The 20,151-nt window shown below is 52.8% G+C and carries 24 protein-coding genes; 13 read left to right on the forward strand and 11 right to left on the reverse strand.

From position 1 onward, the window contains the following. Positions 1–155: 155 nt before the first annotated feature. Positions 156–440: a hypothetical protein gene (locus ACMHXI_RS03250; RefSeq protein ID WP_129978400.1), complete on the forward strand. Its 285-nt coding sequence runs from the start codon at positions 156–158 to the stop codon at positions 438–440. A 75-nt stretch (positions 441–515) separates the two neighbouring features. After that, positions 516–1,256, forward strand: coding sequence for a 4'-phosphopantetheinyl transferase family protein (locus tag ACMHXI_RS03255; RefSeq protein WP_413733992.1), 741 nt, complete (start codon positions 516–518; stop codon positions 1,254–1,256). A 61-nt stretch (positions 1,257–1,317) separates the two neighbouring features. Here ACMHXI_RS03255 and queF read toward each other — a convergent pair whose 3' ends face one another. Further along, positions 1,318–2,175: an NADPH-dependent 7-cyano-7-deazaguanine reductase QueF gene (gene queF, locus ACMHXI_RS03260; RefSeq protein WP_025887237.1), complete on the reverse strand. Its 858-nt coding sequence runs from the start codon at positions 2,173–2,175 to the stop codon at positions 1,318–1,320. 59 nt (positions 2,176–2,234) lie between these two features. On the opposite strand from queF, the gene syd reads away from it, so the two are divergent. Then, complete coding sequence (syd, locus tag ACMHXI_RS03265; RefSeq protein WP_208184949.1) at positions 2,235–2,876, forward strand: SecY-interacting protein; 642 nt, start codon at positions 2,235–2,237, stop codon at positions 2,874–2,876. A 75-nt stretch (positions 2,877–2,951) separates the two neighbouring features. Here the strand turns inward: syd and ACMHXI_RS03270 are convergent, their stop codons facing one another. Next, on the reverse strand, positions 2,952–3,725 hold the full coding sequence (locus ACMHXI_RS03270) for a Zn-ribbon-containing protein (protein WP_144191155.1): 774 nt from the start codon (positions 3,723–3,725) through the stop codon (positions 2,952–2,954). Beyond that, the gene (locus ACMHXI_RS03275; protein WP_025010968.1) at positions 3,725–4,063 is read right to left on the reverse strand and encodes a hypothetical protein; all 339 of its coding nucleotides are present in this window, start codon (positions 4,061–4,063) and stop codon (positions 3,725–3,727) included. The genes ACMHXI_RS03270 and ACMHXI_RS03275 overlap by 1 nt, the downstream gene beginning before the upstream one ends. Positions 4,064–4,229: 166 nt before the next feature. Between ACMHXI_RS03275 and ACMHXI_RS03280 the strand changes: the two genes are divergently transcribed. After that, on the forward strand, positions 4,230–4,595 hold the full coding sequence (locus ACMHXI_RS03280) for a DUF3192 domain-containing protein (protein WP_037466957.1): 366 nt from the start codon (positions 4,230–4,232) through the stop codon (positions 4,593–4,595). Between the two features lie 22 nt (positions 4,596–4,617). On the opposite strand, the gene ACMHXI_RS03285 is transcribed toward ACMHXI_RS03280, so the two are convergent. Beyond that, complete coding sequence (locus ACMHXI_RS03285) at positions 4,618–4,848, reverse strand: DUF2789 domain-containing protein (RefSeq protein WP_025887242.1); 231 nt, start codon at positions 4,846–4,848, stop codon at positions 4,618–4,620. Positions 4,849–5,335: 487 nt separating this feature from the next. On the opposite strand from ACMHXI_RS03285, the gene ACMHXI_RS03290 reads away from it, so the two are divergent. The 3 genes from ACMHXI_RS03290 (at position 5,336) to ACMHXI_RS03300 (ending at position 7,059) form a co-directional block, all read left to right on the forward strand. Beyond that, complete coding sequence (locus tag ACMHXI_RS03290; protein WP_115390077.1) at positions 5,336–5,986, forward strand: GNAT family N-acetyltransferase; 651 nt, start codon at positions 5,336–5,338, stop codon at positions 5,984–5,986. A 12-nt stretch (positions 5,987–5,998) separates the two neighbouring features. Beyond that, on the forward strand, positions 5,999–6,304 hold the full coding sequence (locus ACMHXI_RS03295; protein ID WP_025887243.1) for a DUF962 domain-containing protein: 306 nt from the start codon (positions 5,999–6,001) through the stop codon (positions 6,302–6,304). 197 nt (positions 6,305–6,501) lie between these two features. Then, positions 6,502–7,059, forward strand: a complete 558-nt coding sequence (locus ACMHXI_RS03300) for a hypothetical protein (RefSeq protein ID WP_208184948.1) — start codon at positions 6,502–6,504, stop codon at positions 7,057–7,059. Between the two features lie 1,003 nt (positions 7,060–8,062). On the opposite strand, the gene ACMHXI_RS03305 is transcribed toward ACMHXI_RS03300, so the two are convergent. Then, the gene (locus ACMHXI_RS03305) at positions 8,063–8,452 is read right to left on the reverse strand and encodes a DUF3301 domain-containing protein (RefSeq protein WP_025010973.1); all 390 of its coding nucleotides are present in this window, start codon (positions 8,450–8,452) and stop codon (positions 8,063–8,065) included. Further along, positions 8,449–9,462: a DUF3549 family protein gene (locus tag ACMHXI_RS03310; protein WP_071238233.1), complete on the reverse strand. Its 1,014-nt coding sequence runs from the start codon at positions 9,460–9,462 to the stop codon at positions 8,449–8,451. Before ACMHXI_RS03310 ends, ACMHXI_RS03305 begins: the two co-directional genes overlap by 4 nt. A 104-nt stretch (positions 9,463–9,566) precedes the next feature. On the opposite strand from ACMHXI_RS03310, the gene ACMHXI_RS03315 reads away from it, so the two are divergent. Further along, entirely contained in the window at positions 9,567–9,890 is a 324-nt protein-coding gene (locus ACMHXI_RS03315; RefSeq protein WP_028779843.1) for a YqcC family protein, read from the forward strand. Next, positions 9,862–10,704, forward strand: coding sequence for a tRNA pseudouridine(65) synthase TruC (gene truC / locus ACMHXI_RS03320; protein WP_144132626.1), 843 nt, complete (start codon positions 9,862–9,864; stop codon positions 10,702–10,704). Before ACMHXI_RS03315 ends, truC begins: the two co-directional genes overlap by 29 nt. A 278-nt stretch (positions 10,705–10,982) precedes the next feature. On the opposite strand, the gene ACMHXI_RS03325 is transcribed toward truC, so the two are convergent. Continuing rightward, on the reverse strand, positions 10,983–11,159 hold the full coding sequence (locus ACMHXI_RS03325; protein WP_099049524.1) for a hypothetical protein: 177 nt from the start codon (positions 11,157–11,159) through the stop codon (positions 10,983–10,985). A gap of 127 nt (positions 11,160–11,286) precedes the next feature. Here ACMHXI_RS03325 and ACMHXI_RS03330 point away from each other — a divergent pair, with 127 nt between their 5' ends. From ACMHXI_RS03330 to purU, 3 genes are all read left to right on the forward strand, one after another. Continuing rightward, on the forward strand, positions 11,287–11,751 hold the full coding sequence (locus ACMHXI_RS03330) for a flavodoxin (protein ID WP_028779863.1): 465 nt from the start codon (positions 11,287–11,289) through the stop codon (positions 11,749–11,751). After that, positions 11,703–13,184: a PTS transporter subunit EIIC gene (locus ACMHXI_RS03335; RefSeq protein ID WP_045283557.1), complete on the forward strand. Its 1,482-nt coding sequence runs from the start codon at positions 11,703–11,705 to the stop codon at positions 13,182–13,184. Before ACMHXI_RS03330 ends, ACMHXI_RS03335 begins: the two co-directional genes overlap by 49 nt. 86 nt (positions 13,185–13,270) lie before the next feature. Next, the gene (purU, locus tag ACMHXI_RS03340) at positions 13,271–14,104 is read left to right on the forward strand and encodes a formyltetrahydrofolate deformylase (RefSeq protein ID WP_044734902.1); all 834 of its coding nucleotides are present in this window, start codon (positions 13,271–13,273) and stop codon (positions 14,102–14,104) included. A gap of 25 nt (positions 14,105–14,129) precedes the next feature. Here the strand turns inward: purU and ACMHXI_RS03345 are convergent, their stop codons facing one another. The 4 genes from ACMHXI_RS03345 to map all read right to left on the reverse strand — a co-directional run bounded on the left by ACMHXI_RS03345 (position 14,130) and on the right by map (position 18,998). Beyond that, positions 14,130–14,495 (reverse strand): DUF3718 domain-containing protein, encoded by a 366-nt coding sequence (locus ACMHXI_RS03345; protein WP_208147387.1) that lies wholly within the window; start codon positions 14,493–14,495, stop codon positions 14,130–14,132. A gap of 257 nt (positions 14,496–14,752) precedes the next feature. After that, positions 14,753–15,577, reverse strand: coding sequence for a 2,3,4,5-tetrahydropyridine-2,6-dicarboxylate N-succinyltransferase (dapD, locus tag ACMHXI_RS03350; RefSeq protein WP_413734000.1), 825 nt, complete (start codon positions 15,575–15,577; stop codon positions 14,753–14,755). A gap of 17 nt (positions 15,578–15,594) precedes the next feature. Next, positions 15,595–18,174, reverse strand: a complete 2,580-nt coding sequence (gene glnD / locus ACMHXI_RS03355; RefSeq protein WP_413734002.1) for a bifunctional uridylyltransferase/uridylyl-removing protein GlnD — start codon at positions 18,172–18,174, stop codon at positions 15,595–15,597. Positions 18,175–18,194: 20 nt separating this feature from the next. Continuing rightward, a complete protein-coding gene (map, locus tag ACMHXI_RS03360) occupies positions 18,195–18,998 on the reverse strand; it encodes a type I methionyl aminopeptidase (RefSeq protein ID WP_028779850.1) in 804 nt (267 codons plus the stop codon). Between the two features lie 417 nt (positions 18,999–19,415). Between map and rpsB the strand changes: the two genes are divergently transcribed. Next, positions 19,416–20,144 carry a 30S ribosomal protein S2 gene (rpsB, locus tag ACMHXI_RS03365; RefSeq protein WP_025010979.1) on the forward strand — a complete coding sequence of 243 codons (729 nt, stop codon included), beginning with the start codon at positions 19,416–19,418 and terminating at the stop codon, positions 20,142–20,144. The last annotated feature ends 7 nt before the right edge of the window (positions 20,145–20,151 follow it).

Raw genomic sequence — 20,151 nt, forward strand, 5'->3', positions numbered from 1 at the left:
TTTTTTGTGCTGTAAAAATGGATATCTGATACCTATTTATCCCTAATCCCCAGTGGTCTGTTGCAGCTTATATTGCAGCTTATGTTACAACCTGGGTATCTGCCTTTAGGGCAACTGGATGAACTGGCATCAGCAACAGAAATGGAGAGTGTCAGGTGTATTTAACAAAAAATAATCTACTGGGAATGGCGAGTGCTGCCTTGTTTACTGTACTCGGCGCCGGTTGCAGTGGTACCAGTGCAACGACCGCCGAGTTGTCGCCTGAGGACGCGGCCCGCCAACAAAGACTCGATGAACAGGGATACCGCTGCGATCGGGTTAGGGTCACCGGCAGCAATATTCCCAACCGCCGCTGTACAACCGCCCAGCAACGGGAAAGAGAGCGGGAAGAGGCGAGAGCCTATGTCGATAAAATGAATCAGCAAAACATGAACGATTAGCACTTGAGACCGAGGGGGAGCCCAAGGCAAAATAGCCTACTCCCCCTTGGTTTTTTGGAGCCTCCCATCAACGCCGTGCAACTCTTTTTGTATCCCTTACGCCAGAGTGAGCCTTTAAAAATCAAAGACCTGGCGCTGTGCCTGACACCGGCCGAGCGGGAAAAGTTTGCCCGAATAAGCCATAAAGAGGTACAACAACGAGCAATAACAAGCCGCGCCTTGCTGAGAAAAACCCTGAGTAGTCAAGCGCCGCTTGCAGCCCGGGAGTGGTGTTTCGATTATGGTCCCCAGGGTAAGCCGCGCCTTTGTGATGAGCAGTTTCAACAGACTCAGCTGCATTTTAACCTCAGTCACAGCGGTGATTGGCTGCTGTTGGCATTGCTGAAACATCCTTCTCCTGAGTTGCAACTCGGAGTCGATATAGAGCGTTTACGGATGCGCACATCTATCGATACTGTGATGCGCCACTATTTTGCGCCTTTTGAGCTGCAGCAGTTACGAGATCTGGATGATGCCACGCGGCGAGAGGCGTTTTTCGACCTCTGGGCCTTGAAAGAGTCTTATATCAAAGCGACCGGCAAAGGGTTGGCGCAGCCGCTCGATGGGTTTGCGTTTGACTTGAGCTCAGGGGAGGTATGCTCGGCCGAGCGGCCTGCCGAGATTGTTTCGATGCGCCGTGGGCTTTTGTTAAAGCCTAAGGAAAACACCCAGTGGCAGAGTTGGCTTGGCCATATGGAGCCGGGTTATCGATTGGCCCTGACGCTGGGGGCGCCTGCAGCCATCAACTGGCAACTGCAGTGGCACCTTGGTCAGTAGCACTCTGAAATAGGTTACCGGCAAGAATGAAAAAGCGGCTTTAAAGCCGCTTTATGTTCAATTACTGTCTTGCCAGGCGTTGGCTTTCCGGCACGTGCTCAAAGTCACTGCGGAAAGGGTTGATGTCCAATCCGCCTCTGCGGGTGTAGCGGGCGTAGACGGTCAATTTACTGCAATGGCAGAAACGCTTCAGATCGGTGAATATCCGCTCCACACACTGCTCGTGGAACTCGTTATGCTGGCGGAAAGAGATCAGATAACGCAGCAGTTTTTCCCTGTCTATCTTGGGTCCCTGGTAGCGGATCATCACGCTGCCCCAATCAGGCTGTGAGGTGATCAAACAGTTGGACTTAAGCAGGTTGGAGTTCAAGGTCTCGGCGACTATCTGCTTGTCGTCTGTGCTGTCTTCGAGCCATTTGGGGTTGAACTCATAGTCGCTGACTTCAATATCCAGATCGTCAATGCAGTGCCCCGGCAGCTCAACAACTCTCTGGCTGTTGAAGTGCTTGGGCTCAATCACTCTGACTTTTACCTCGCCATTGGCACAGCGGCTCAGATCTTGGGTCAGGGTCTGCTCGACGGCTTCAGTACTGTCAAAGCGGGTTTGATTGAAACTGTTCAGATAGAGCTTGAAGGATTTGGACTCAATTAAATGCTCACTGTTGAGATCCAGCTGGAACTCGGCGATGGCCACCATGGGCTTGCCCTTGGCATTGAGCCAGGAGAGTTCATAGCCGGTCCAGATATCGGCCCCCTGAAACGGCAGAGGCGCACTCAGGTTGATTGCATCACGGTTGAGTTTGCGGGGCACACCCTGCAACAGCTCAGGGGCGTAATGCTCTTGATAATCTGTCTGCTGACCCAGTGTCAGGCCAGATAAGGCTTCGGCGTTCCGGTAAGGGTCGTGATTCTGTGTCATCAAGCGGGTTTCCGTGTCAAAATAGGCCACCATTATACCTGAATTTGGAAGTGCGATAAGTGTCTTGTGCCCAGGCGTTGGAGCAATTTCTCAGCCGTTATCATCAAAGTTACCAGTCGAGTCTGGGGGAAGGCCCCAGATATTATGCCAGGGGAGAGGCCTCGCCCTGTGTGCTGCAGGAGGATGGTGAAGATCCGCTACTGTGGCAGACTATTCGCCGAGAACAGCCAGGCAGCTTTGCCAATGTCAGTCATGCGCTGGAGTTGTCGTTGCATGCCGATATCGACGAGTTTTATGGGCAGTTTTTTGCCGCGCATCTGTTGTTTGAAGCCGATTTCGGCGAAGGGGAACTACTGCAGCCCTGGAGTCAGGACGATTTTGAGTTTCTGCAGCAGAATCTGATTGGGCACCTGATGATGAAACGCAAGCTCAAGCAGCCACCGACCTGGTTTATCGGTCTATTGGGGCAAGGTGATGAGATGATCTGCGTGGATAATGAAACCGGTGCTGTCTGGCGTGAGACCCCGGGTGAGCTCCCCTCAAAGAAGCTGGCAGACAGTCTGGAAGAGTTTCTTGTTATGTTGCGCCCCAGAGTGGCGCCGGCGGTTGAGCCTGTGGAGCCGGCCATGGCGAATGTCGACCATCCCGGTCTCTGGGCGCGGATGAAGCTCATGTGGCAACACCTGTTTTCCCGCCGCTGACAGTCGGGGTTACCACAATCACTATTGATTGATGATCACTGCTATTGATGATCCTAGGCTATTGATTGTCCCAGTTTATTGATGATCCCAGGAGAGGTTGGAGACTATCCGGCAGTTGTCACAGCGGAAATGAAACAGATCCAGCAATGGGCTGGGCTGGCGCCAGTCCGGGTTGCCGCAGCGGGGGCAGGGACGGGCCAATTCGGCTTGTTTACTCTCTCCCCCGACCCGGTAAAGGTAGTAATAGGTAGGAATTTTGGTCAGATATTCGATACGGCCGCGCAGATCCCAGCCGCGGCGGAACAGATCGCTGTCCGGGCTGGAAAGCTCCTCGAGGGCGGCAAATTCGGCCTTGGTTGCTGCGGCCATCTGCAGTTCATCACAGGCTTGCCACTCGGTTTGCCAACGGATCACCCGCTTGTGATCGCCGTTGAAGGTCGCGGGAATGCGGTAGAGTGGAATGGGTAGCAAGTTATCGCCGCTGCGCAGCGGCGAGCACATATGCACATAGCTGGTATAAAGCAGCTGCCAACTTGGGGGCTCCAGGGTGCTGACCTCGGAATTGATATCCTGACCTATGAGCTTTTCCTTGGGGGTCAGCAGTTTGGCCTCGGTTAACTGCTGCAACGCCTGTTTGGCCCAGGGACTGTTGTGCCTGTTGGCCAGACTGGTTTCTTCCGGTAGCAGCAGCCTGACTCTGAACTCCCCGTCCCTAAAGGCCACCGCAAATTCCCGTCCCAATACCTGACCGTTGGCCCGCCAGGCCTCAAGCAGGGTATTGATGGCTTTTTCTGCGGCGCTGATAGTGGTGTTGGCAAAGCATTCAAACCTGAGTTCGCAGACAAACATTATTGCTGTTCCTCAAGCTTGGCGAGTCTTTGTTGCAAGGCCGCGAATTCTTGTTTCAGTTGCTGCTGTTCCTGGCGTAGCTGGCTGATTTCCTGCTGGAGAACTTCTACTGTGGTGACAGCTTGTTGTGGCACGGTTTCTTGCAGTTGAGGTGCGTCTTCAAGCAGTTTTTCCCGTTCACTCTCTGGCAGGGATTTGAAACGCTGCAGACCTTCAACCAGCAGTGGCATTGGTAACTTGTTGCCGAGTCTTGCCTTAATCAGTGCCAGAGAGGGAGTATGGCCGCTTTGGGCTACTGCCGCCGCGGCGGCCATGACCTGTTCCAGTGGAGTGGACATCTTGGTAAAAAACCTCACATTTTCGCGAATAGCTACATAGTGCAGCAGTTGTTTGCTTTTATCATTTTGATATTTATCAGTTTATTTGTTGGCCTGCATGTTGCATAGCGTTTGCTGCATTTGCTTAACAAAAGTCAACATTTGATAAATATAACAAGGAGTGACAATGAACAAGTTATTACTGCCACTGATGGGGATTGCAAGCTTAGGGCTTAGTGCCTGTGTGGTCAATGTCGGCGATCACGAAGCCAACTGGGATGAAAAGGAGTCCTGGCAATTGCAGCAACAGCAAAATCAGCAACAACTGGCCAAGTTGACTCTGGGAATGGATCAGCAACAGGTGCAGCAGCTCATGGGGCAGGCCGACTTTAATGAAGCCTTTCTCTCCAATGATCAGCAAGTACAGGTACTATTTTACCGTACCCGCCACAGACACAGTGATGGCAAGACCACCAAGGATGAGTGCACCCCCTTGGTGTTTCGCGATCAACAACTGATTGGCTGGGGCGATAAGGCTTACGCGCAGCTGTAATTCACACTCATCCCAATTTCAATCAACTCCTGAGCTGGGCGTCCAAATGGTCTATGGTGTCTGACCATTGAGCGTCCTCGGCCAGAGCCTCTGTTAAAAAAGTGCGCTGCGCTTCATTCCAGAATGGTGCATCCACCAGTTTGACTCCCTCGGGGATAGAATGTGCGCCGATAAAGCCTTCTATCGCCTTACTGCTGCTAGGGAGTCCCAATTGCTCAAATAAATGGGCCAAGTCTGTGTGGGTGGTATCCATATTCTGACCTCCAGAAGTCCTGACATATCTTGTCAAGGTGATGAGTGAACAAGCCTTAATAAAACAGATAGTAAGCCTTATTCCTTCCCCTTAGGGAAGGTGCAAATAAGTCCTCGCGGCCTTCTCTTTTGTAGAGAGTGGCTTGCACAGCAATTGGCGTTCAAGGCATCTGACTGAAGGCATGCCGAAGTCAGATAACGCAGAGAGCGGGTTGCTGTGAAAGCCCCGAAGGGCGTGGCTTACAGGCCTGCCTGCTGTGTTGTGCTTCTTGCAAAGGACTAGGGCCATTTGCTGCGAACCACGCCTTGCATCCAAGTCCGTAAGCCGACGCAGAGCCCACATGGGACTTGTTCGCGCCTTCCTTAGCTTATACCAATCTGCCTAAAGATGAAGTGACAATGCCTGGCAAGCAAGATCAAGATATTGCACTTTGATCCAATATTGTTAAATTGGAAATTGCCCTTTTGGCTGACAAGGACAACAACAAATGGAAACCCAGACTCCCGATTCTCTGCGTGCCGTCTACCTGACAGCGGAAGATTTGCGCCTGGCCGCATCAATTCTCTATAACGCCTATCACGATGATGCGTTTTTTCAGCAGACCTTGCCGGCCGCCAATGCCGTCGAATATGAACAAAAGCTCAGAGCCGCGATCCGTGAAGAGCTCAATGAGCTTTGGCAACAGGAGCAGCCTCTTATTGGGTTGTTCGACGCTGAGCGCTTGATTGGGGTTGCCTGCGTGGTGACCTCATCACTTCCCCAAGGGGAGGGACGCTATTGGCATTGGCGTTTGAAAATGCAGCTGGGGACAGGCTGGCAATCGACGCAGAAGTTGATGCAGAAGGAGAATTCAATTCTGGAGCACCTGCCGGCTACTGAATACGGCATTATACAGTTCATTGCAGTAGCTTTAACCGAGCAGCGCAAGGGTTATGGCAAGTTGCTCGTCCAGGCGGTATTGGGTTGGTGTGATGAGCAGCCGGAGCTGGAAGGGGTTGGAGTCTTTGTGACTGAGGATGGCCATTCTCATCTGTTCCGAGAGCAAGGCTTTGTACCCGTGGTTGAGCTCAATATAGGGCAGTTAACCGGAGAGTTGCTCTTTTACCACAGTCATACCGATGATGACGTCTACCAATAACAGGAGTTAAGAGTGGAGCAAAAGTACAAGAGTTTTGCTGAGTTTTATCCTTTCTATCTATCTCAGCATTCCGATCCCGTATGCCGAGGTTTGCATTATCTAGGTTCGACCTTGGTATTGCTTATTCTGTTATTCAGCCTGCTTAGTGGACAATTTGTATGGCTCTTGGCTCTGCCTGTGGTGGGTTATGGCTTTGCCTGGATTGGTCACTTTGGTTTTGAACACAATAAGCCGGCGACCTTTCAATACCCAGTCTACAGCTTGATGGCTGACTGGGTCATGTTGGCCCAATTTGTCAGTGGCAAACGTCGTTTCTGAGTGTTTTTGGTTATTTACCAGTACCAATGTGAGATATGTCTCACAAAGCTGTGCGACAAACATAAGACTTATTGGCTGTTCTTACTGGCGAATAATTAAATATTGTTAATAAACAAGTGATTAGCATTTCATTAGCGACTGCTGAATATTTGTCATTCCCAGCCTGTTCTAAAATTGACCATCTCAAAGAGGGGTCCTTGGGTACACTTAAGTCGTGGTCAGGGCAGGATGCTTTGACAGAGCTTCCAAGGAAAGGAGCTGAAATTACGAGCCTCAAGGAAGAGGGAGCTGCAAGGAAAGCAACGCCAAGGAGTTTAAGGCGGCAGCCAAGGAAGGGCAAGTGTCAGGATGACACGTTTTGGAAAGGCCTATGCAAGGACGAGCTGCAAGGAAGCCTGCTAAATGGATTTCAGTCATGGATGACAATCAAGACAGGAGGTCTTGAAACCATTCCAGGGAAGTTCAAGCCAAGGAAATGGCTCGCAGGGAAAGCAGTATCCATGATGGATACACAGGAGATTTTTCCGGTAATAAGGAAATTGCCGCGCCAGGAAAGGCAATTTGAGACAGGAAGGTCTGCTAAGGAAAGCGTTCAGGACGAAGTAGAGGACAGGCTCAGGGATGCCAGCCTTTGGGTTAAGGGAATACCCAACTCATTGACGACAGCTGCTAGTGGATGGGCAAACATGGAAGATGAGTGCCAGGAGGCCACAAGGAGGCTCAAGGGAATTGAGCAGACACCAGGATGGTTGTAAGCAGGGATGAAAAGATAGCTTGGAAGCTGTCGTAACTGAGACAAGGTGTCCACAGGAAGAAATTCATACGCATGGAAGGTGCAGGGAGCACAACTCAGCGGGATGGCTGACAGCAGTAAATAGGGCGCGTCTTAGGACGCGCCTTTTCTTTTGCTGTTTTTTCTTATAGGGCGTCATTAAAGCTAGGGTCATTCCGGTACTGATTTATAGGCGATGTGTCTTTAACTACACATCGTTTTCCATTAAAGCCGGGCATCGTGTGCGAGATGTCTCACAAGACTGTGAGACAAACAAGAGTTAAACAGCAGGTTTTGTCGTTAAAAAACAATTAAGCTTTTTAAAATTAATTGGTTATGCACTCCATTTCAATTGCTACAAAAAAGTTGCACGAGTTATTGAACGGTTTCTGTACAACCCTGGAGCCGGGATTGGATTAGTATTTAAATCATCCAAGGACAAGGATGATTCAGGGAACAAGGTCAGGAAGACCTAAACCGTGAGGAACACGGTCCAGGGATGACTCAAGGAAGATGCCTATCAGGATGATGGCAAACAGGGAAAGGTACTGACCCAAGGAATGTGGTCAGCGTCAGGAAGACGAAACAGGATGTATTGAACGGATGCGCAAGGACGATACTGGACACGCTTAAGGATAGAGCAAGGCCCGATCAAGGGATAATCGGGACTAAGGGAACAGGTACGCAAGTACAGGGACTCACCAGGATGGTACAGGGAGCGCAGGACGCACGGCAGACGCATGGATGGTGCAGGGAAGCAACTTAATAGCTGGAAGGCTTAACAGAGAAACAGATGGGCGCGGCTTAATTGTCGCGCCCTTTCTTATTTAAGGGATTTTTTATTTGGGGACTTAAATGGTTCTCAAACTTTGATGGCGTAAGAGTCTGCTGCCATTTTTCTGATTTTTTATCTGTGTAACCTAGCAAACTCTGCTGACTCTTCAACGACGGGGTCGGCTCAGTTTTCTGTCAGATGCAGCAAAATATCAGCGGCACTTACCCGAACTGCAACCTCCGCGGGAGCCACAACCGCCACCGACGCTGCCTCTGGCAGTTGGCGCTTCATGCCACTCGGGTTCGGGAAATATTGGCCATTCAATTTTCTGGATCTGTTTACCGTGCATCAGGATATGGCCGCGATACTGGTTGATGCCATCGGTACTGAACTCAAACATAAAGCGTGCATTCCAGCACAGGCCGTTCTTGCCGCCTATGCTGGGTCGGGCTGACTCCATGGCGATGGCAAGCATCTGCACCTTTTGCCGTTGGCATTCCCGCTCGGCAAATATCCGACTGAGTTCGGCCATTTGTCGCAACTGCCAGAAAAACGCAGCAATCATTACCAGCGCTGCGATCAGGAGAAAATCTGTCATCATTCTGTGGTCGCCCTGAACAGACCGCCGATGGCGCCGGATAGGCGGTCACTGCGGTGAGGATTGCGAAGTTCGCTCAATACCTGGGTACGTATCCCGGGTATGGCCACAATATCAGCAAAGATTTGATTAAAGAAGCTTTGCTCCTGCAAAGCCAGAGCCTCGAGATAAATTTTGCGGCACTCATCCTGTTTCAGGCTATACCAGCAACGAGCGGCAATGGCGATCAAGGCGTCAATATTCAGCGCCTGCTGACTATCCAGCTCTGTTATCGCCTGTTGGCAGAGTTCAGGGTGAGATGCCAAGGCGCGAAGGAAGTAAACCTTGTGCTCGGGGGCAGCGTCTTTGAATGCCTGGAAGAGCGTTTCGGCAAGCGGCTCTGGCAATAGTATATGTTCCAGTTGCTGGCAAAGGGCAATTTGCACCTCGGCGGCGCCTTTGCTCAACCCTTGTTGCAACAGGGCTGAGTGATCCAGTTCATTGACCCGGGCACAGATATCCGCCAGCCCTTGCAGTCCCAAATGTTGCCAGTTTTCGGCAGCCACCTTGCCGCTCAGGTATTGGCAGGCATATTCATACTGCACAGAAGCGGCTTGTCCCAGTTGTTTGCGCACCAAGGCGTTGAACAGGGCCAGTTTTTCCTGCGGCGGCTTGAAACTGAAGGGATGATTGGCCATCTGTTGCTGTTGGGCTTCGGTCAGTTCACGGGTCAGGTTTTCCCCCATGGCTTCAAGCAACATCTGAATAAACTGGCTGCGTGCAGCTGGGACCAGGAGTCCGCGCTCATCCAAAGGTAATTTCAGGAACCAGATATATTGCTGATTACTGCCATCCCAGAACACCAGGGCAAACTGGGCATGCCCTTGTATAGGGAAGGGATAGGGGCTTTGAAGGGCCTCTATCTGATGAAAAGCCATGGGATCTATGTGTTGCACCCGGCGGCCGAGATCATAGACCTGGTATTGGGTGTTGGCGGCGCTGAGAAGTTCGCTGAGGGTAGTGATACTGTCCATGCTCGTTTGACTCTTGTACAACAAATGCGGTGCATTATAGGGATAAGCTTGGCCCGATGGTATGATTGGCGCCAATTTATTGTTTTGGATCTGCGAGGTGACAGATGCCTTTTCTGGCGACTGAAAAACTCCTGTTGGCCATAGAGGCCGAGTTGAAAGCGCAGGGAATGTGGAGCGCAACCGAACCTGGCGCGGCAGCCATGGCCAGTCAGGCGCCCTTTGCCTGCGACAGCATGGCATTTGAAGCCTGGTTGCAGTTTATTTTGTTGCCCAAAATGCGCACGCTGATAGACGCCGAAATGCCGCTGCCATCAGCCATAGCAACTGCACCTATGGCCGAGCATGTCTGGGGCGAAGCGCCCACATACCGTAATTTGATCACTTTGTTGAGAACCTTGGATGAACTCCTTACCAAACAAGCAAGATGAGACCCAGATTCAAGCCGAGATTTCGGAGCAAGCTTTGACACCTGTGGATGAAGAGTGCCCCGAGATCCGTATCCTCTATGAAGATGAACACTTGGTTGCCATCCATAAACCGGCGGGATTACTGGTGCATAGAACCTATCTGGCGCGAAAAGAGCGTTTTTTCGCCATGCAGCTGACCCGTGATCTGGTGGGTTGCCATGTGTTTCCGGTGCACAGGTTGGATAGGCCGACCTCGGGTGTCTTGTTGTTCGCCAAGAGCAGTGAAATTGCCGCTATTTTATGTCAGCAGTTTGCCGGGCGCGAGACACGCAAAGAGTATCTGGCCCTGGTGCGCGGCAATATGCACCAAGCTGGTACACTGGACTATCCACTCAAAGAAGAGCTCGATGCCGTGGCCGATAAACATGCCGACCGCAACAAGGAAGCCCAGGACGCCATTACTCAATATGCGCCGCTACTCAATGCCGAGATCCCTTTCCCGTCAGGGCGTTACCCCAGCAGTCGTTTTGCCTTGATACGTCTCTCGCCGCAGACTGGGCGCAAGCATCAGCTCAGAAGGCATATGGCTCATCTGCGTCACCCCATCATAGGTGACACCACACACGGCGATGGCAAGCAAAACCGTTTCTTTCGCGAACACTTCGGCCTCAACCGTTTATGGTTGTTGGCTCAGAGCTTGAGTTTCACTCACCCAACGACAGGCGAACCCGTCACCATAGTGACAGAGCCGGAGGCCGAATGGCTGCAAGTGTTCGAAGGCCTGGGCTGGGATGAGTCCCAGCTTGAGTCAGACAGCGGTTTGCTGCTGGCTTAGGGAAGGTGCGAATAAGTCCTCGTGGCCTTCTCTTTTGTAGAGAGTGGCTTGCACAGCAATTGGCGTTCAAGGCATCTGACTGAAGGCATGCCGGGGCCTGTCGAAGTCGGATAACGCAGAGAGCCGGTTGCTGTGAAAGCCCCGAAGGGCGTGGCTTACAGACCTGCCTGCTATGTTGTGCTTCTTGCAAAGGACTAGGGCCATTTGCTGCGAACCACGCCTTGCATCCAGGCCCGTAAGCCGACGCAGAGCACACATGGGACTTGTTCGCACCTTCCTTAGGTTTCGTCTTTATTGGTGCGCTGGTGCATCATGTCAAGTAAGGGACGATAGGCGTCGAGTGGATAGTGGGCGTGGTGTTGGTCTTGTTGAGCGGCTCTGAAGTAACACATACGGCGGACATGAGTTGCCCTTTGGTGTTGCTTCTGAAGTTTCTGCCTGCTGCTCTGTCGCATCGCTGCGTTTCCTTATCGCCAGTGGCGTGTCGGCTTGGTGTCTGTTGATGCTTGTGCTTGCAGCACAAGCAGACGATACAGTATGGTGGAGAACAATGAATATTGGCTCCGAGGTGCAGAGTATAACATGAAAAAAGTGAACCTGGTGTTTGGAACTGTCTATGGTAACGCCCAGTTTGTTGCCGAGACACTCCTGAAGCAGCTCCAGACTCATGGTGTGGATGCCAAACTTTGGCAAAGTCATGAGCTTAAAGGATATGTACCGACTGCCGATGAGTATCTGTTGCTGGTCTCTTCCACTACCGGCCAAGGGGATCTTCCGGATGATATTTTGCCCTGGTTTTTGGAACTGAAAGACACGGCCCCTTACTTACCAGACCTTAGATACGGGGTTATTGCCCTGGGAGACTCGAGTTATGAGACTTTCTGCGGCGCAGGTAAACAATTGGATGAACTGTTTGCGGAGCTTGGTGCCAAACGTGTCGGTGAGCGTTTGGAGATTGATGCCTGCGAAACCATGGAACCCGAGGTCGAGGCTCAAGCATGGCTCAACAACTGGCTACCCCTGCTGAAAACAGAACCGGGCGCCTGAAAGGCTTTTCACAACATTGGTTTAAGTTTGCCCAGCGCCTGAGTCAGGCGCTGCTTGTCCCCATAGCTATCCTGCCTGCTGCCGGGGTGATGAAAGGCCTGGCCAGTACGCCGACAGGTATTTTGTCTCCTTCTCTCAATGAGCTGTTTGCCACCACAGGCAATCTCATCTTCACTATGATGCCGCTGCTGTTTGCCATCGCTATTGCCATAGGCTTTTGTCGCGATCAGGGGATTGCTGCCTTCAGTGCGGCGTTCGGCTTTGGGGTATTCAGTTCCACCTTATCGCTGCTGGCTTCGCAAAACCCCGTGCACACCTCAGTCTGGCTCGGAGTGGAAACCATAGATACAGGTATTGCCGGTGGTATGCTGCTCGGGGTGATGACCTGCCTGGCGATGGCCATGAGTCGTCACTTGCGTTTGCCGGCTATCTTTTCCTTCTTTGAGGGGCGCCGCAGCGCGCCATTGCTGATGTTGCCGTTGGCTGTGTTGCTGGCCTATTTGCTGGCGCTTATCTGGCCACCTTTGGCTCACTATATTGAGGTGTTCTCCAACTGGGCTGTGTATCAAAAGCCGCAGCTGGCCTTTGCCATCTATGGCACAGTGGAGCGCCTCTTGTTGCCACTTGGGCTGCACCATATCTGGAATGCGCCTTTCTACCTGGAGCTTGGGCAGTATTATCAGGATGGTGAATGGCTCAGAGGCGAAGTGGCACGCTACCTCGCCGGCGATCCCCAGGCCGGCAATCTGGCCGGTGGCTATCTCATCAAGATGTGGGGCCTGCCGGCGGCGGCCCTGGCGATTTGGCGCTGTGCCGACAAGAGTGAACGCAATCGGGTGGCCGGCATCATGCTGTCGGCGGCGGCAACCAGTTGGCTTACCGGGGTGACTGAGCCGATTGAGTTTGCCTTCCTGTTTGTGGCGCCTTTGCTGTATCTGGTGCACGCACTGCTGACCGGGCTGGCTTATGCTGTCTGTATCTGGCTCGACATTCACTATGGATTGGTGTTTTCCAACGGTTTGCTGGATTTTGCCCTTCTGTGGCATCAATCTGCCAACGCCGGTTGGTTTCTGATCCTGGGCCCCTTGACCGCAGTCATCTATTATCTGATTTTCCGCGCTTCCATTATGGCATTCAATCTCAAGACGCCGGGGCGGCTGGAGCCGGAAACCGCCTCGGGCGGCAATCTGCTGGCCATGATAGGCGCGCTCGGCGGCGCCGCCAATATCCGCAATCTCAGCGCCTGTATGACCCGCTTGCGCCTGAGTGTCGAACGCCCAGAGCTGGTGGACAAGTCCCGCCTGTTGGGATTGGGAGCCAAGGGCGTGATAGTGGTAGGGCAGGGCGTCCAGGTGGTGTTTGGCACCAAGGCCGAGACCTTGAGAGGGCTTTTGCAAAAGTATTTGGACAGTCGCCAGGCAAGCCGGAGATAACGGGCTGCTTTTGATGAATAAATTTTAAGCGCGCCAGCGGCGAGACTGTGGCATATTCAAACTTTGATGCAGCGACAGGAGCCGATATGCCACGCAAAATACTGATGATTGATTGTGCCGATGAATATGGGCTTATCGCCAGAGTCACCGGGGTATGCTTTCAGCACAGACTGAACATCATCAAGAACAACGAGTTTGTCGATAATCAGCAGGGGCGCTTTTTCATGCGTACCGAACTTGAAGGCGAGTTCGATGAAACTAAGCTGCTAAAGGAGTTGGCCGAGGTCCTGCCCAAGCAAAACCATATGAAACTGGTGGATGCCGGACGCAAGCGCATAGTGGTGCTGGCGACTAAGGAGGCCCATTGCCTCGGGGATCTCTTGATGAAAACCTACTATGGTGCTCTCGATGTGGAGATAGCCGCCATAGTGGCCAACTACGACACCCTGGCACCGCTGGCGGCCAAGTTTGAGGTGCCTTTTCATCACGTCTGTCATCAGGGGTTGGATCGCAGCGCCCACGAGCGCGCCATGTTGGAGATTATCGCCGGCTACCAGCCTGAATACCTGGTACTGGCCAAATATATGCGAGTACTCACCCCTGAGTTTGTCGAGCAGTATCCCAATAAGATAATCAATATTCATCACTCCTTCCTGCCGGCCTTTATCGGCGCCAATCCCTATCGTCAGGCGTGGGAGCGCGGGGTGAAGATTATTGGTGCCACGGCGCACTTTGTGAATAACTGCTTGGATGAGGGACCTATCATCAAGCAGGATGTGATCCCTGTGGATCATAGTTACAGTGCGGCAGATATGGCCAAAGCCGGCCGAGATGTGGAAAAAAGTGTTCTCAGCCGTGCTCTGGCGCTGGTACTCAATGAACAGGTCGTGGTGTACGGCAACAAGACCTTGGTGTTTTAACCCGAGTGTTTTGGGCTCAGTAGGTTCAGCGGAAACTCACGTAGAGTTTTTCCTCCTCTGGGATCATGGCCATATCGGAAATGGTCACTTTGCCGGGCAGGAAGCGGCCAATCTTTTTGGCGGTGCGATCGGCGCCGTGACTCATGGCAAACTGATGCAGTGACTCACCATTGCACACCAGACGGGGGAACACTCGCTGTTCATTGATCCGGTACTCACGCAGGGTATTGGAAAACGCTATCATGCTGTTGCTAGCACTGGACTTACAGACCTGGATCAACGCCTGCTCAATATAAGGATCCATTGCGGCCTGGGTACTGAGAGAGCCGAAGCTCAGGCCGGCGACAGCCAGTAATACGGCGCCGGTGCGGGTACGTTGGCAAAGGTTCATGGCTTGCTCCTTTTGGGGATGCTTCAAGTACCATTTAAGTACAGTCGCAGCAGGGGCATTTGCCAGCGATTGAATAGAGGCTTTCTGTCAGCAGTTGTTGCTGCTTGGGCAAGGCGTGTCCCAAGGTGTGGAAGTTTGTCTCTTGGTAAGTAAATGTGTCTGCCCGCGCCCTTATGGGCAGAGCAGACAGACACATAGATGGGGTTGCTGACCTGCTAAAGCGCTTATTGCTCGAGGTCAGCTCCCGAGGGCAAGGGTCAGTCGACCATCCGCAGCAGTTCGTTGATACCCACTTTACCGCGGGTCTTCTCGTCTACCTTTTTGACTATGATGGCGGCGTAAAGATTGTACTTGCCGCAGCTGGAGGGCAAGGTGCCTGACACCACTACAGAACCTGCTGGAACCCGGCCATAGTGAATTTCACCGGTTTCGCGGTCATAGATGCGGGTGCTCTGGCCGATATAGACCCCCATGGAGATCACTGAGCCTTCCTCGACCACTACCCCTTCAACGATTTCAGAGCGGGCACCGATAAAGCAGTTGTCTTCAATAATGGTTGGGCCGGCCTGCAGCGGCTCGAGTACGCCACCGATACCGACACCGCCGGAGAGATGCACGTTTTTACCAATTTGCGCACAGGAGCCAACCGTGGCCCAGGTGTCGACCATGGTGCCTTCATCTACATAGGCGCCCAGGTTAACGTAAGAGGGCATAAGCACAGTGTTTTTACCGATGAAAGAGCCTTTGCGCACCGCAGCAGGTGGCACAACGCGTATGCCTTCGGCGCGAAAACGCGCTTCATCATAGTCGGCAAACTTTTGTGGTACCTTGTCGAAATACTTGGTTTCGGCCCCATCGATTACGCCATTGTCGAAGATACGGAAAGACAGCAAAACGGCTTTCTTGAGCCATTGGTGCACATGCCATTGACCGTCCAGTTTCTCGGCCACTCTGGCCTCGCCTCTGTCCAGCATGTCAATCACTCGTTCCACATCGGCGCGCAGCTCGGCGTCAACTGTGGTTGGGCTTATCTGTGCGCGAGCTTCAAAAGCCGCCTCAATACGTTGGCGTAAAGCCTCCATTGGTTTCTCCCGTTTACTTAGGTTGTTGGGGTCCCGAATTGGGACAGGGCACTGATCAGTGACTCTTTCAGCTTTTGTTGCTGGGCTTCATCCAGTGCCAGTCCCTGATTGGTTTGTAGAATAAAAAAGTCCTCGGCGCGCTCGCCTATCGTGGTGATTTTGGCCGCCAGCAGGGTGACATCACAGCGATAGAAGGTTTCACCTATCTTGGCCAGCAGGCCCGGGCTATCCAAGGCTATCAGTTCCATCATACTTGTACCATGGCGGCGGGTCGGCAGGAAACTGACCTGAGTCGGAACTTTAAAAGGTTTCATCTTGCGCGACAACTTGCGAAAGCGCGGGATCTTGGGTTGCTCGCCGCTAAGCGCTTTACCAAGGGTCTTGCGTATGCTTTGTATCCGCGACAGCTGACTGACCGCCTTGCCGTCCTGTTCGAGGATCACAAAGGTATCCAGGGCGTAGTTGTCCTTGGATGTCATGATGTTGGCATCATGAACATTGATATTCTTGTTGTCCAGCACCGCCATCACAGTGGCAAACAGCTTGGGTTTGTCCTGGCAATAGACAAACAGCTCGGTACCGCCACGGGTGGTGTGTTTGGATACCATCACCAGCGGCTCATCCTGCTTATGCTTGAGAATCGCCTCGGCGTGCCAGGCGATTTGATTGGGTTGATGACGCAAAAAGTAATCGGCCTTGAATCTCTGCCACAGCTGATCCAGCGCCTTTTCCTTGAAGCCGCGCCGCAGCAACTCTTTCTTGGCCTTGGCCTGATGCTCCCGCACCCGGGCGCGAATATCCACCGGCTTTTCTTTGCCGCGGGCGAGCACCCTCTGGGTGGCAAAGTAGAGATCCCTGAGCAGGGAGCCCTTCCAGTTGTTCCAGGTTTTTTCATTGGTGGCACAGATATCGGCCACTGTCAGGCAGTAGAGGTAACTCAGGTGCACCGCATCGCGAACCTTGTCGGCGAAATCGGCGACTACTTCCGGATCGGAAATATCCCGGCGCTGGGCAACAATCGACATCAACAGATGATTCTCCACTAACCAGCTGACCAAGCGGCCGTCGTGGTCGTTGAGGCCATGCAGTTTGCAAAACTCCAGCGCATCCACGGCGCCGAGTTTACTGTGATCGCCGCCGCGCCCCTTGGCGATGTCGTGGAAAATGGCCGCCAAGACCAGAAGCCCTTTTTTCGGCAACTGATTGATCAGTACAGAGCCGAGTGGGAACTCCTCTTTCTGCTCTGCCTGGGCAAATTTGTCGATATTGAGCAGCAGCCTGTGGGTGTGTTCATCTACAGTGTAAGCATGGAAGAGGTCAAACTGCATCTGGCCCTCAATGGCGCGCCAGGCAGGCAAATAAGCCGACATCACCCCATGTTTGTGCATCAGCGACAGAGCCGCAATGCCACGAGGATGGCGGAGGATTTCCATAAATACCCCGCGGCAGCCTTCCCAGGCCATCAGCGGCTGCGGCTGGGCGCGTCTGGCCCTTCTAAGTGCCCTCAGAGTCGGGGCATAAATCCCCTGAATATTGGAATTGCGGGCCACATGCAAAAACAGTCTGACGATCTCTTCCGGATCGTCAAACAGTGCCAAGTCCAGCGCCTCGATAAAGCGGCCGCGACGCTGATAGTGTTCATCTATAGGCTGGATTTCCAGCGCCTGGGTGTGCCCCAGGGTGGCACGCTTGAACAGTTGCAGCAGCATCTCGTTGAGCTCCATCACCCGCCGCACTGTGCGGTAATAGCGCTTCATCATCTGCTCGACCGCCAGTTGGGTGGCATCTTCGTAGCCCATCAAGCCGGCGACCTGACGCTGCAAGTCAAACAGCAAACGGTTTTCGTCACGGCCCGATGCCAGGTGCAGGGCAAATCTCAGCTCCCAGAGGAAGTGCTGACACTCCAGCAGCTCTTCGAGTTCGGCCTGCTCCAGAAAACCGTGCCCGACCAACTCTTCGAGTTTGGCGGCATCGAAGTGGCGCATGGCGACCCAGGCTATGGTTTGAATATCCCTGAGGCCGCCGGGGCAGGTTTTGATATTGGGTTCAAGATCGAAGGCATTGGCCCTGGCGTGGCGGGCGCGCTGTTCATCGCGCTTGGCGCTGAAAAACTCGTTCGATGGCCAGAATTGGTGCTCGCGAATCGCGTCGTAGAGAGTATCAAACAGGATTTCCGGGCCGGTAAGCAGCCTGGCTTCCAATAGATTGGTGGCTATGGTGATGTCCTGGCGACCCTGCTGCAGGGTTTCGCCCAGGGTTCTGACACTGTGGCCGATTTCAAGACCTGCGTCCCAGAGAAAGGCGATATAGGCGCTGAGCCTGCTCTCGGCTGCCGGGTCCAGGTTGTCATCCACCAGAAACAGCAGATCTATGTCTGAATAGGGGTGCAGCTCGCCGCGGCCATAGCCGCCAACGGCGATAAGGGCGATGGGATAATCATTCAGCCCCTGGGCTTGCCATTGTTCAATCAGCTGCTTATCGACAAAGCGACAGCGGCTGGTAACCAGTTCGACTATCTTTTCTCGCGAGGTAAACCTGTCAAACAGGGCCTGATTCTGCTCACAAAGTGCCGTTTTGGCTGCCAGCGCTGTGCTCATTCTATTCCTTGGGTGACGCCTTATTTGGCGTGATTGATGATCCTCGGGAAATCTTCCTCGGCGCGCAGCGTCAGAACTTCTACGCCGGTCTGGGTGATCAACAGAGTATGTTCCCACTGAGCTGAATTTTTACCATCTGAGGTGGTGACAGTCCAGCCGTCATCCTTGTTCAGTACAGAAGTGTGGCGACCGGCGTTGATCATCGGCTCAATGGTAAAGCACATGCCTGGACGCAGTATGGTCTTGTCGTTGTTTTTGTAGTGCACTACCTGTGGCTCTTCGTGGAAACCGGCGCCGATACCGTGACCGCAGTAATCCTGCACTATCGAATATTTGTCCAGGCCTGACTTGCTGGCCTTGATAAACTTCTCGACCGTGGTGCCAATTTCACCCAACTGCATGCCGGGGCGAACCTTGCGGATGGCGGCGTAGAGGCTTTCCTGAGCGATACGGCACAGGCGGCGATCTTTTGGGCTGACATCGCCAATCAGGAACATTTTGGAAGTGTCGCCGTGATAGCCATCCTTGATGACAGTGATGTCGATATTGAGAATATCGCCGTCCTTGAGCACGCGATCGCTGGGAATACCGTGGCAGATCACCTCATTGATAGAGGTACAGATGGACTTGGGAAAACCATGGTAGTTGAGCGGCGCAGAGATGGCGCCTTGTTCTTCCGTGTACTTGGCGCAGATATCGTTGAGCTCGTTGGTGCTGACCCCTGCCTTGACGTGCGGGGCTATCATTTCCAGTACACTGGCGGCCAACTTACCGGCGGCACGCATTTTCTCAATTTCGTCTGCTGTCTTGATGACTATACTCATGGGGGTTTTCTCTTAATAACCTGTGTCTTGGCCAAGGCCAATCCAACTTGTTTGTGAAACGGTAAAATAACGCTCCTGGCGCGGCTTTGAACTGAGTTTAAGGCCGACATATGAGCGGTAAAAAATTTGTGTTTGCCGGCGATTTATGGTATAAAGCGCGCCGTTATGTTTGACTCTAAGTGACTTTGAGCTGACGACTCTACGAGTTCGAATTGACTTCAAGTCGGGCTGCCTTCGGTGGGGGATCCCATTTCGTTGGCAGGTCAGAGTAAAGATGGCGGCCATTATACATGGCATTTAACTCAAATACTAAATCACACACGTATCGACACATTCTTCGGGGTGCCCGCGGCTTGGCCAAAGGGTCGAAGACATGGGATGCGTGGAGGTCTAACCCCTTAAATTAAGGTATAGAAAATGACTACAGTTTCAATGCGCGATATGCTCCAGGCCGGTGTACACTTCGGTCACCAAACCCGTTACTGGAACCCTAAGATGAAGCCTTTCATCTTCGGCGCCCGCAACGGTGTACACATCATCAACCTCGAGCACACTGTGCCAATGTTCAATGAAGCTCTGGCTTTCATCAGCAACATTGCTTCCAAGAAAGGTAAAATCCTGTTCGTAGGCACCAAGCGCGCTGCCAGTGAAGCCATCAAAGAAGCTGCCGTATCTTGCGAGCAGTTCTACGTGGACAAGCGCTGGCTCGGCGGTATGCTGACCAACTGGAAAACCGTTCGTCAGTCAATCAAGCGCCTGAAAGATCTGGAAACCCAGTCTGTTGACGGTACTTTCGACAAGCTGACCAAGAAAGAAGCGCTGATGCGTACCCGTGAGCTGGAAAAGCTTGAGAAGTCTCTGGGTGGTATCAAGAACATGGGCGGTCTGCCAGACGCCATTTTCGTTATCGGTGCCGACCATGAACACATCGCTATCAAAGAAGCCAACAACCTGGGTATCCCTGTTGTTGCCGTAGTAGATACCAACTCTGCTCCAGATGGCGTTGACTACATCATTCCTGGTAACGACGACGCTATGCGTGCAATCCGTTTGTATGCTGAGTCTGTAGCTGCTGCTGCCAAAGCTGGCCGTGGTCAGGACCTGGCTGTTCAAGCTGAAGAAGACGGTTTCATCGAAGCTGAATAATAAGGTG

Source organism: Shewanella sp. BJSY2023SW005, from assembly GCF_047314585.1.
Lineage (GTDB): Bacteria > Pseudomonadota > Gammaproteobacteria > Enterobacterales > Shewanellaceae > Shewanella > Shewanella algae.

What these genes read in the sequence shown, in the direction of transcription:
- ACMHXI_RS03330 (WP_028779863.1), top strand. Translation starts at nt 11,287, where the DNA reads ATGAAAAAAGTGAACCTGGTGTTTGGAACTGTCTATGGTAACGCCCAG.
- ACMHXI_RS03285 (WP_025887242.1), bottom strand. Translation starts at nt 4,848, where the DNA reads ATGGATACCACCCACACAGACTTGGCCCATTTATTTGAGCAATTGGGA.
- dapD (WP_413734000.1), bottom strand. Translation starts at nt 15,577, where the DNA reads ATGGAGGCTTTACGCCAACGTATTGAGGCGGCTTTTGAAGCTCGCGCA.
- ACMHXI_RS03270 (WP_144191155.1), bottom strand. Translation starts at nt 3,725, where the DNA reads ATGTTTGTCTGCGAACTCAGGTTTGAATGCTTTGCCAACACCACTATC.
- ACMHXI_RS03345 (WP_208147387.1), bottom strand. Translation starts at nt 14,495, where the DNA reads ATGAACCTTTGCCAACGTACCCGCACCGGCGCCGTATTACTGGCTGTC.
- glnD (WP_413734002.1), bottom strand. Translation starts at nt 18,174, where the DNA reads ATGAGCACAGCGCTGGCAGCCAAAACGGCACTTTGTGAGCAGAATCAG.
- ACMHXI_RS03280 (WP_037466957.1), top strand. Translation starts at nt 4,230, where the DNA reads ATGAACAAGTTATTACTGCCACTGATGGGGATTGCAAGCTTAGGGCTT.
- purU (WP_044734902.1), top strand. Translation starts at nt 13,271, where the DNA reads ATGCCACGCAAAATACTGATGATTGATTGTGCCGATGAATATGGGCTT.
- ACMHXI_RS03275 (WP_025010968.1), bottom strand. Translation starts at nt 4,063, where the DNA reads ATGTCCACTCCACTGGAACAGGTCATGGCCGCCGCGGCGGCAGTAGCC.
- ACMHXI_RS03335 (WP_045283557.1), top strand. Translation starts at nt 11,703, where the DNA reads ATGGCTCAACAACTGGCTACCCCTGCTGAAAACAGAACCGGGCGCCTG.
- ACMHXI_RS03305 (WP_025010973.1), bottom strand. Translation starts at nt 8,452, where the DNA reads ATGATGACAGATTTTCTCCTGATCGCAGCGCTGGTAATGATTGCTGCG.
- map (WP_028779850.1), bottom strand. Translation starts at nt 18,998, where the DNA reads ATGAGTATAGTCATCAAGACAGCAGACGAAATTGAGAAAATGCGTGCC.
- ACMHXI_RS03310 (WP_071238233.1), bottom strand. Translation starts at nt 9,462, where the DNA reads ATGGACAGTATCACTACCCTCAGCGAACTTCTCAGCGCCGCCAACACC.
- queF (WP_025887237.1), bottom strand. Translation starts at nt 2,175, where the DNA reads ATGACACAGAATCACGACCCTTACCGGAACGCCGAAGCCTTATCTGGC.
- rpsB (WP_025010979.1), top strand. Translation starts at nt 19,416, where the DNA reads ATGACTACAGTTTCAATGCGCGATATGCTCCAGGCCGGTGTACACTTC.
- truC (WP_144132626.1), top strand. Translation starts at nt 9,862, where the DNA reads ATGAACTCCTTACCAAACAAGCAAGATGAGACCCAGATTCAAGCCGAG.
- ACMHXI_RS03290 (WP_115390077.1), top strand. Translation starts at nt 5,336, where the DNA reads ATGGAAACCCAGACTCCCGATTCTCTGCGTGCCGTCTACCTGACAGCG.
- ACMHXI_RS03315 (WP_028779843.1), top strand. Translation starts at nt 9,567, where the DNA reads ATGCCTTTTCTGGCGACTGAAAAACTCCTGTTGGCCATAGAGGCCGAG.
- ACMHXI_RS03325 (WP_099049524.1), bottom strand. Translation starts at nt 11,159, where the DNA reads ATGCGACAGAGCAGCAGGCAGAAACTTCAGAAGCAACACCAAAGGGCA.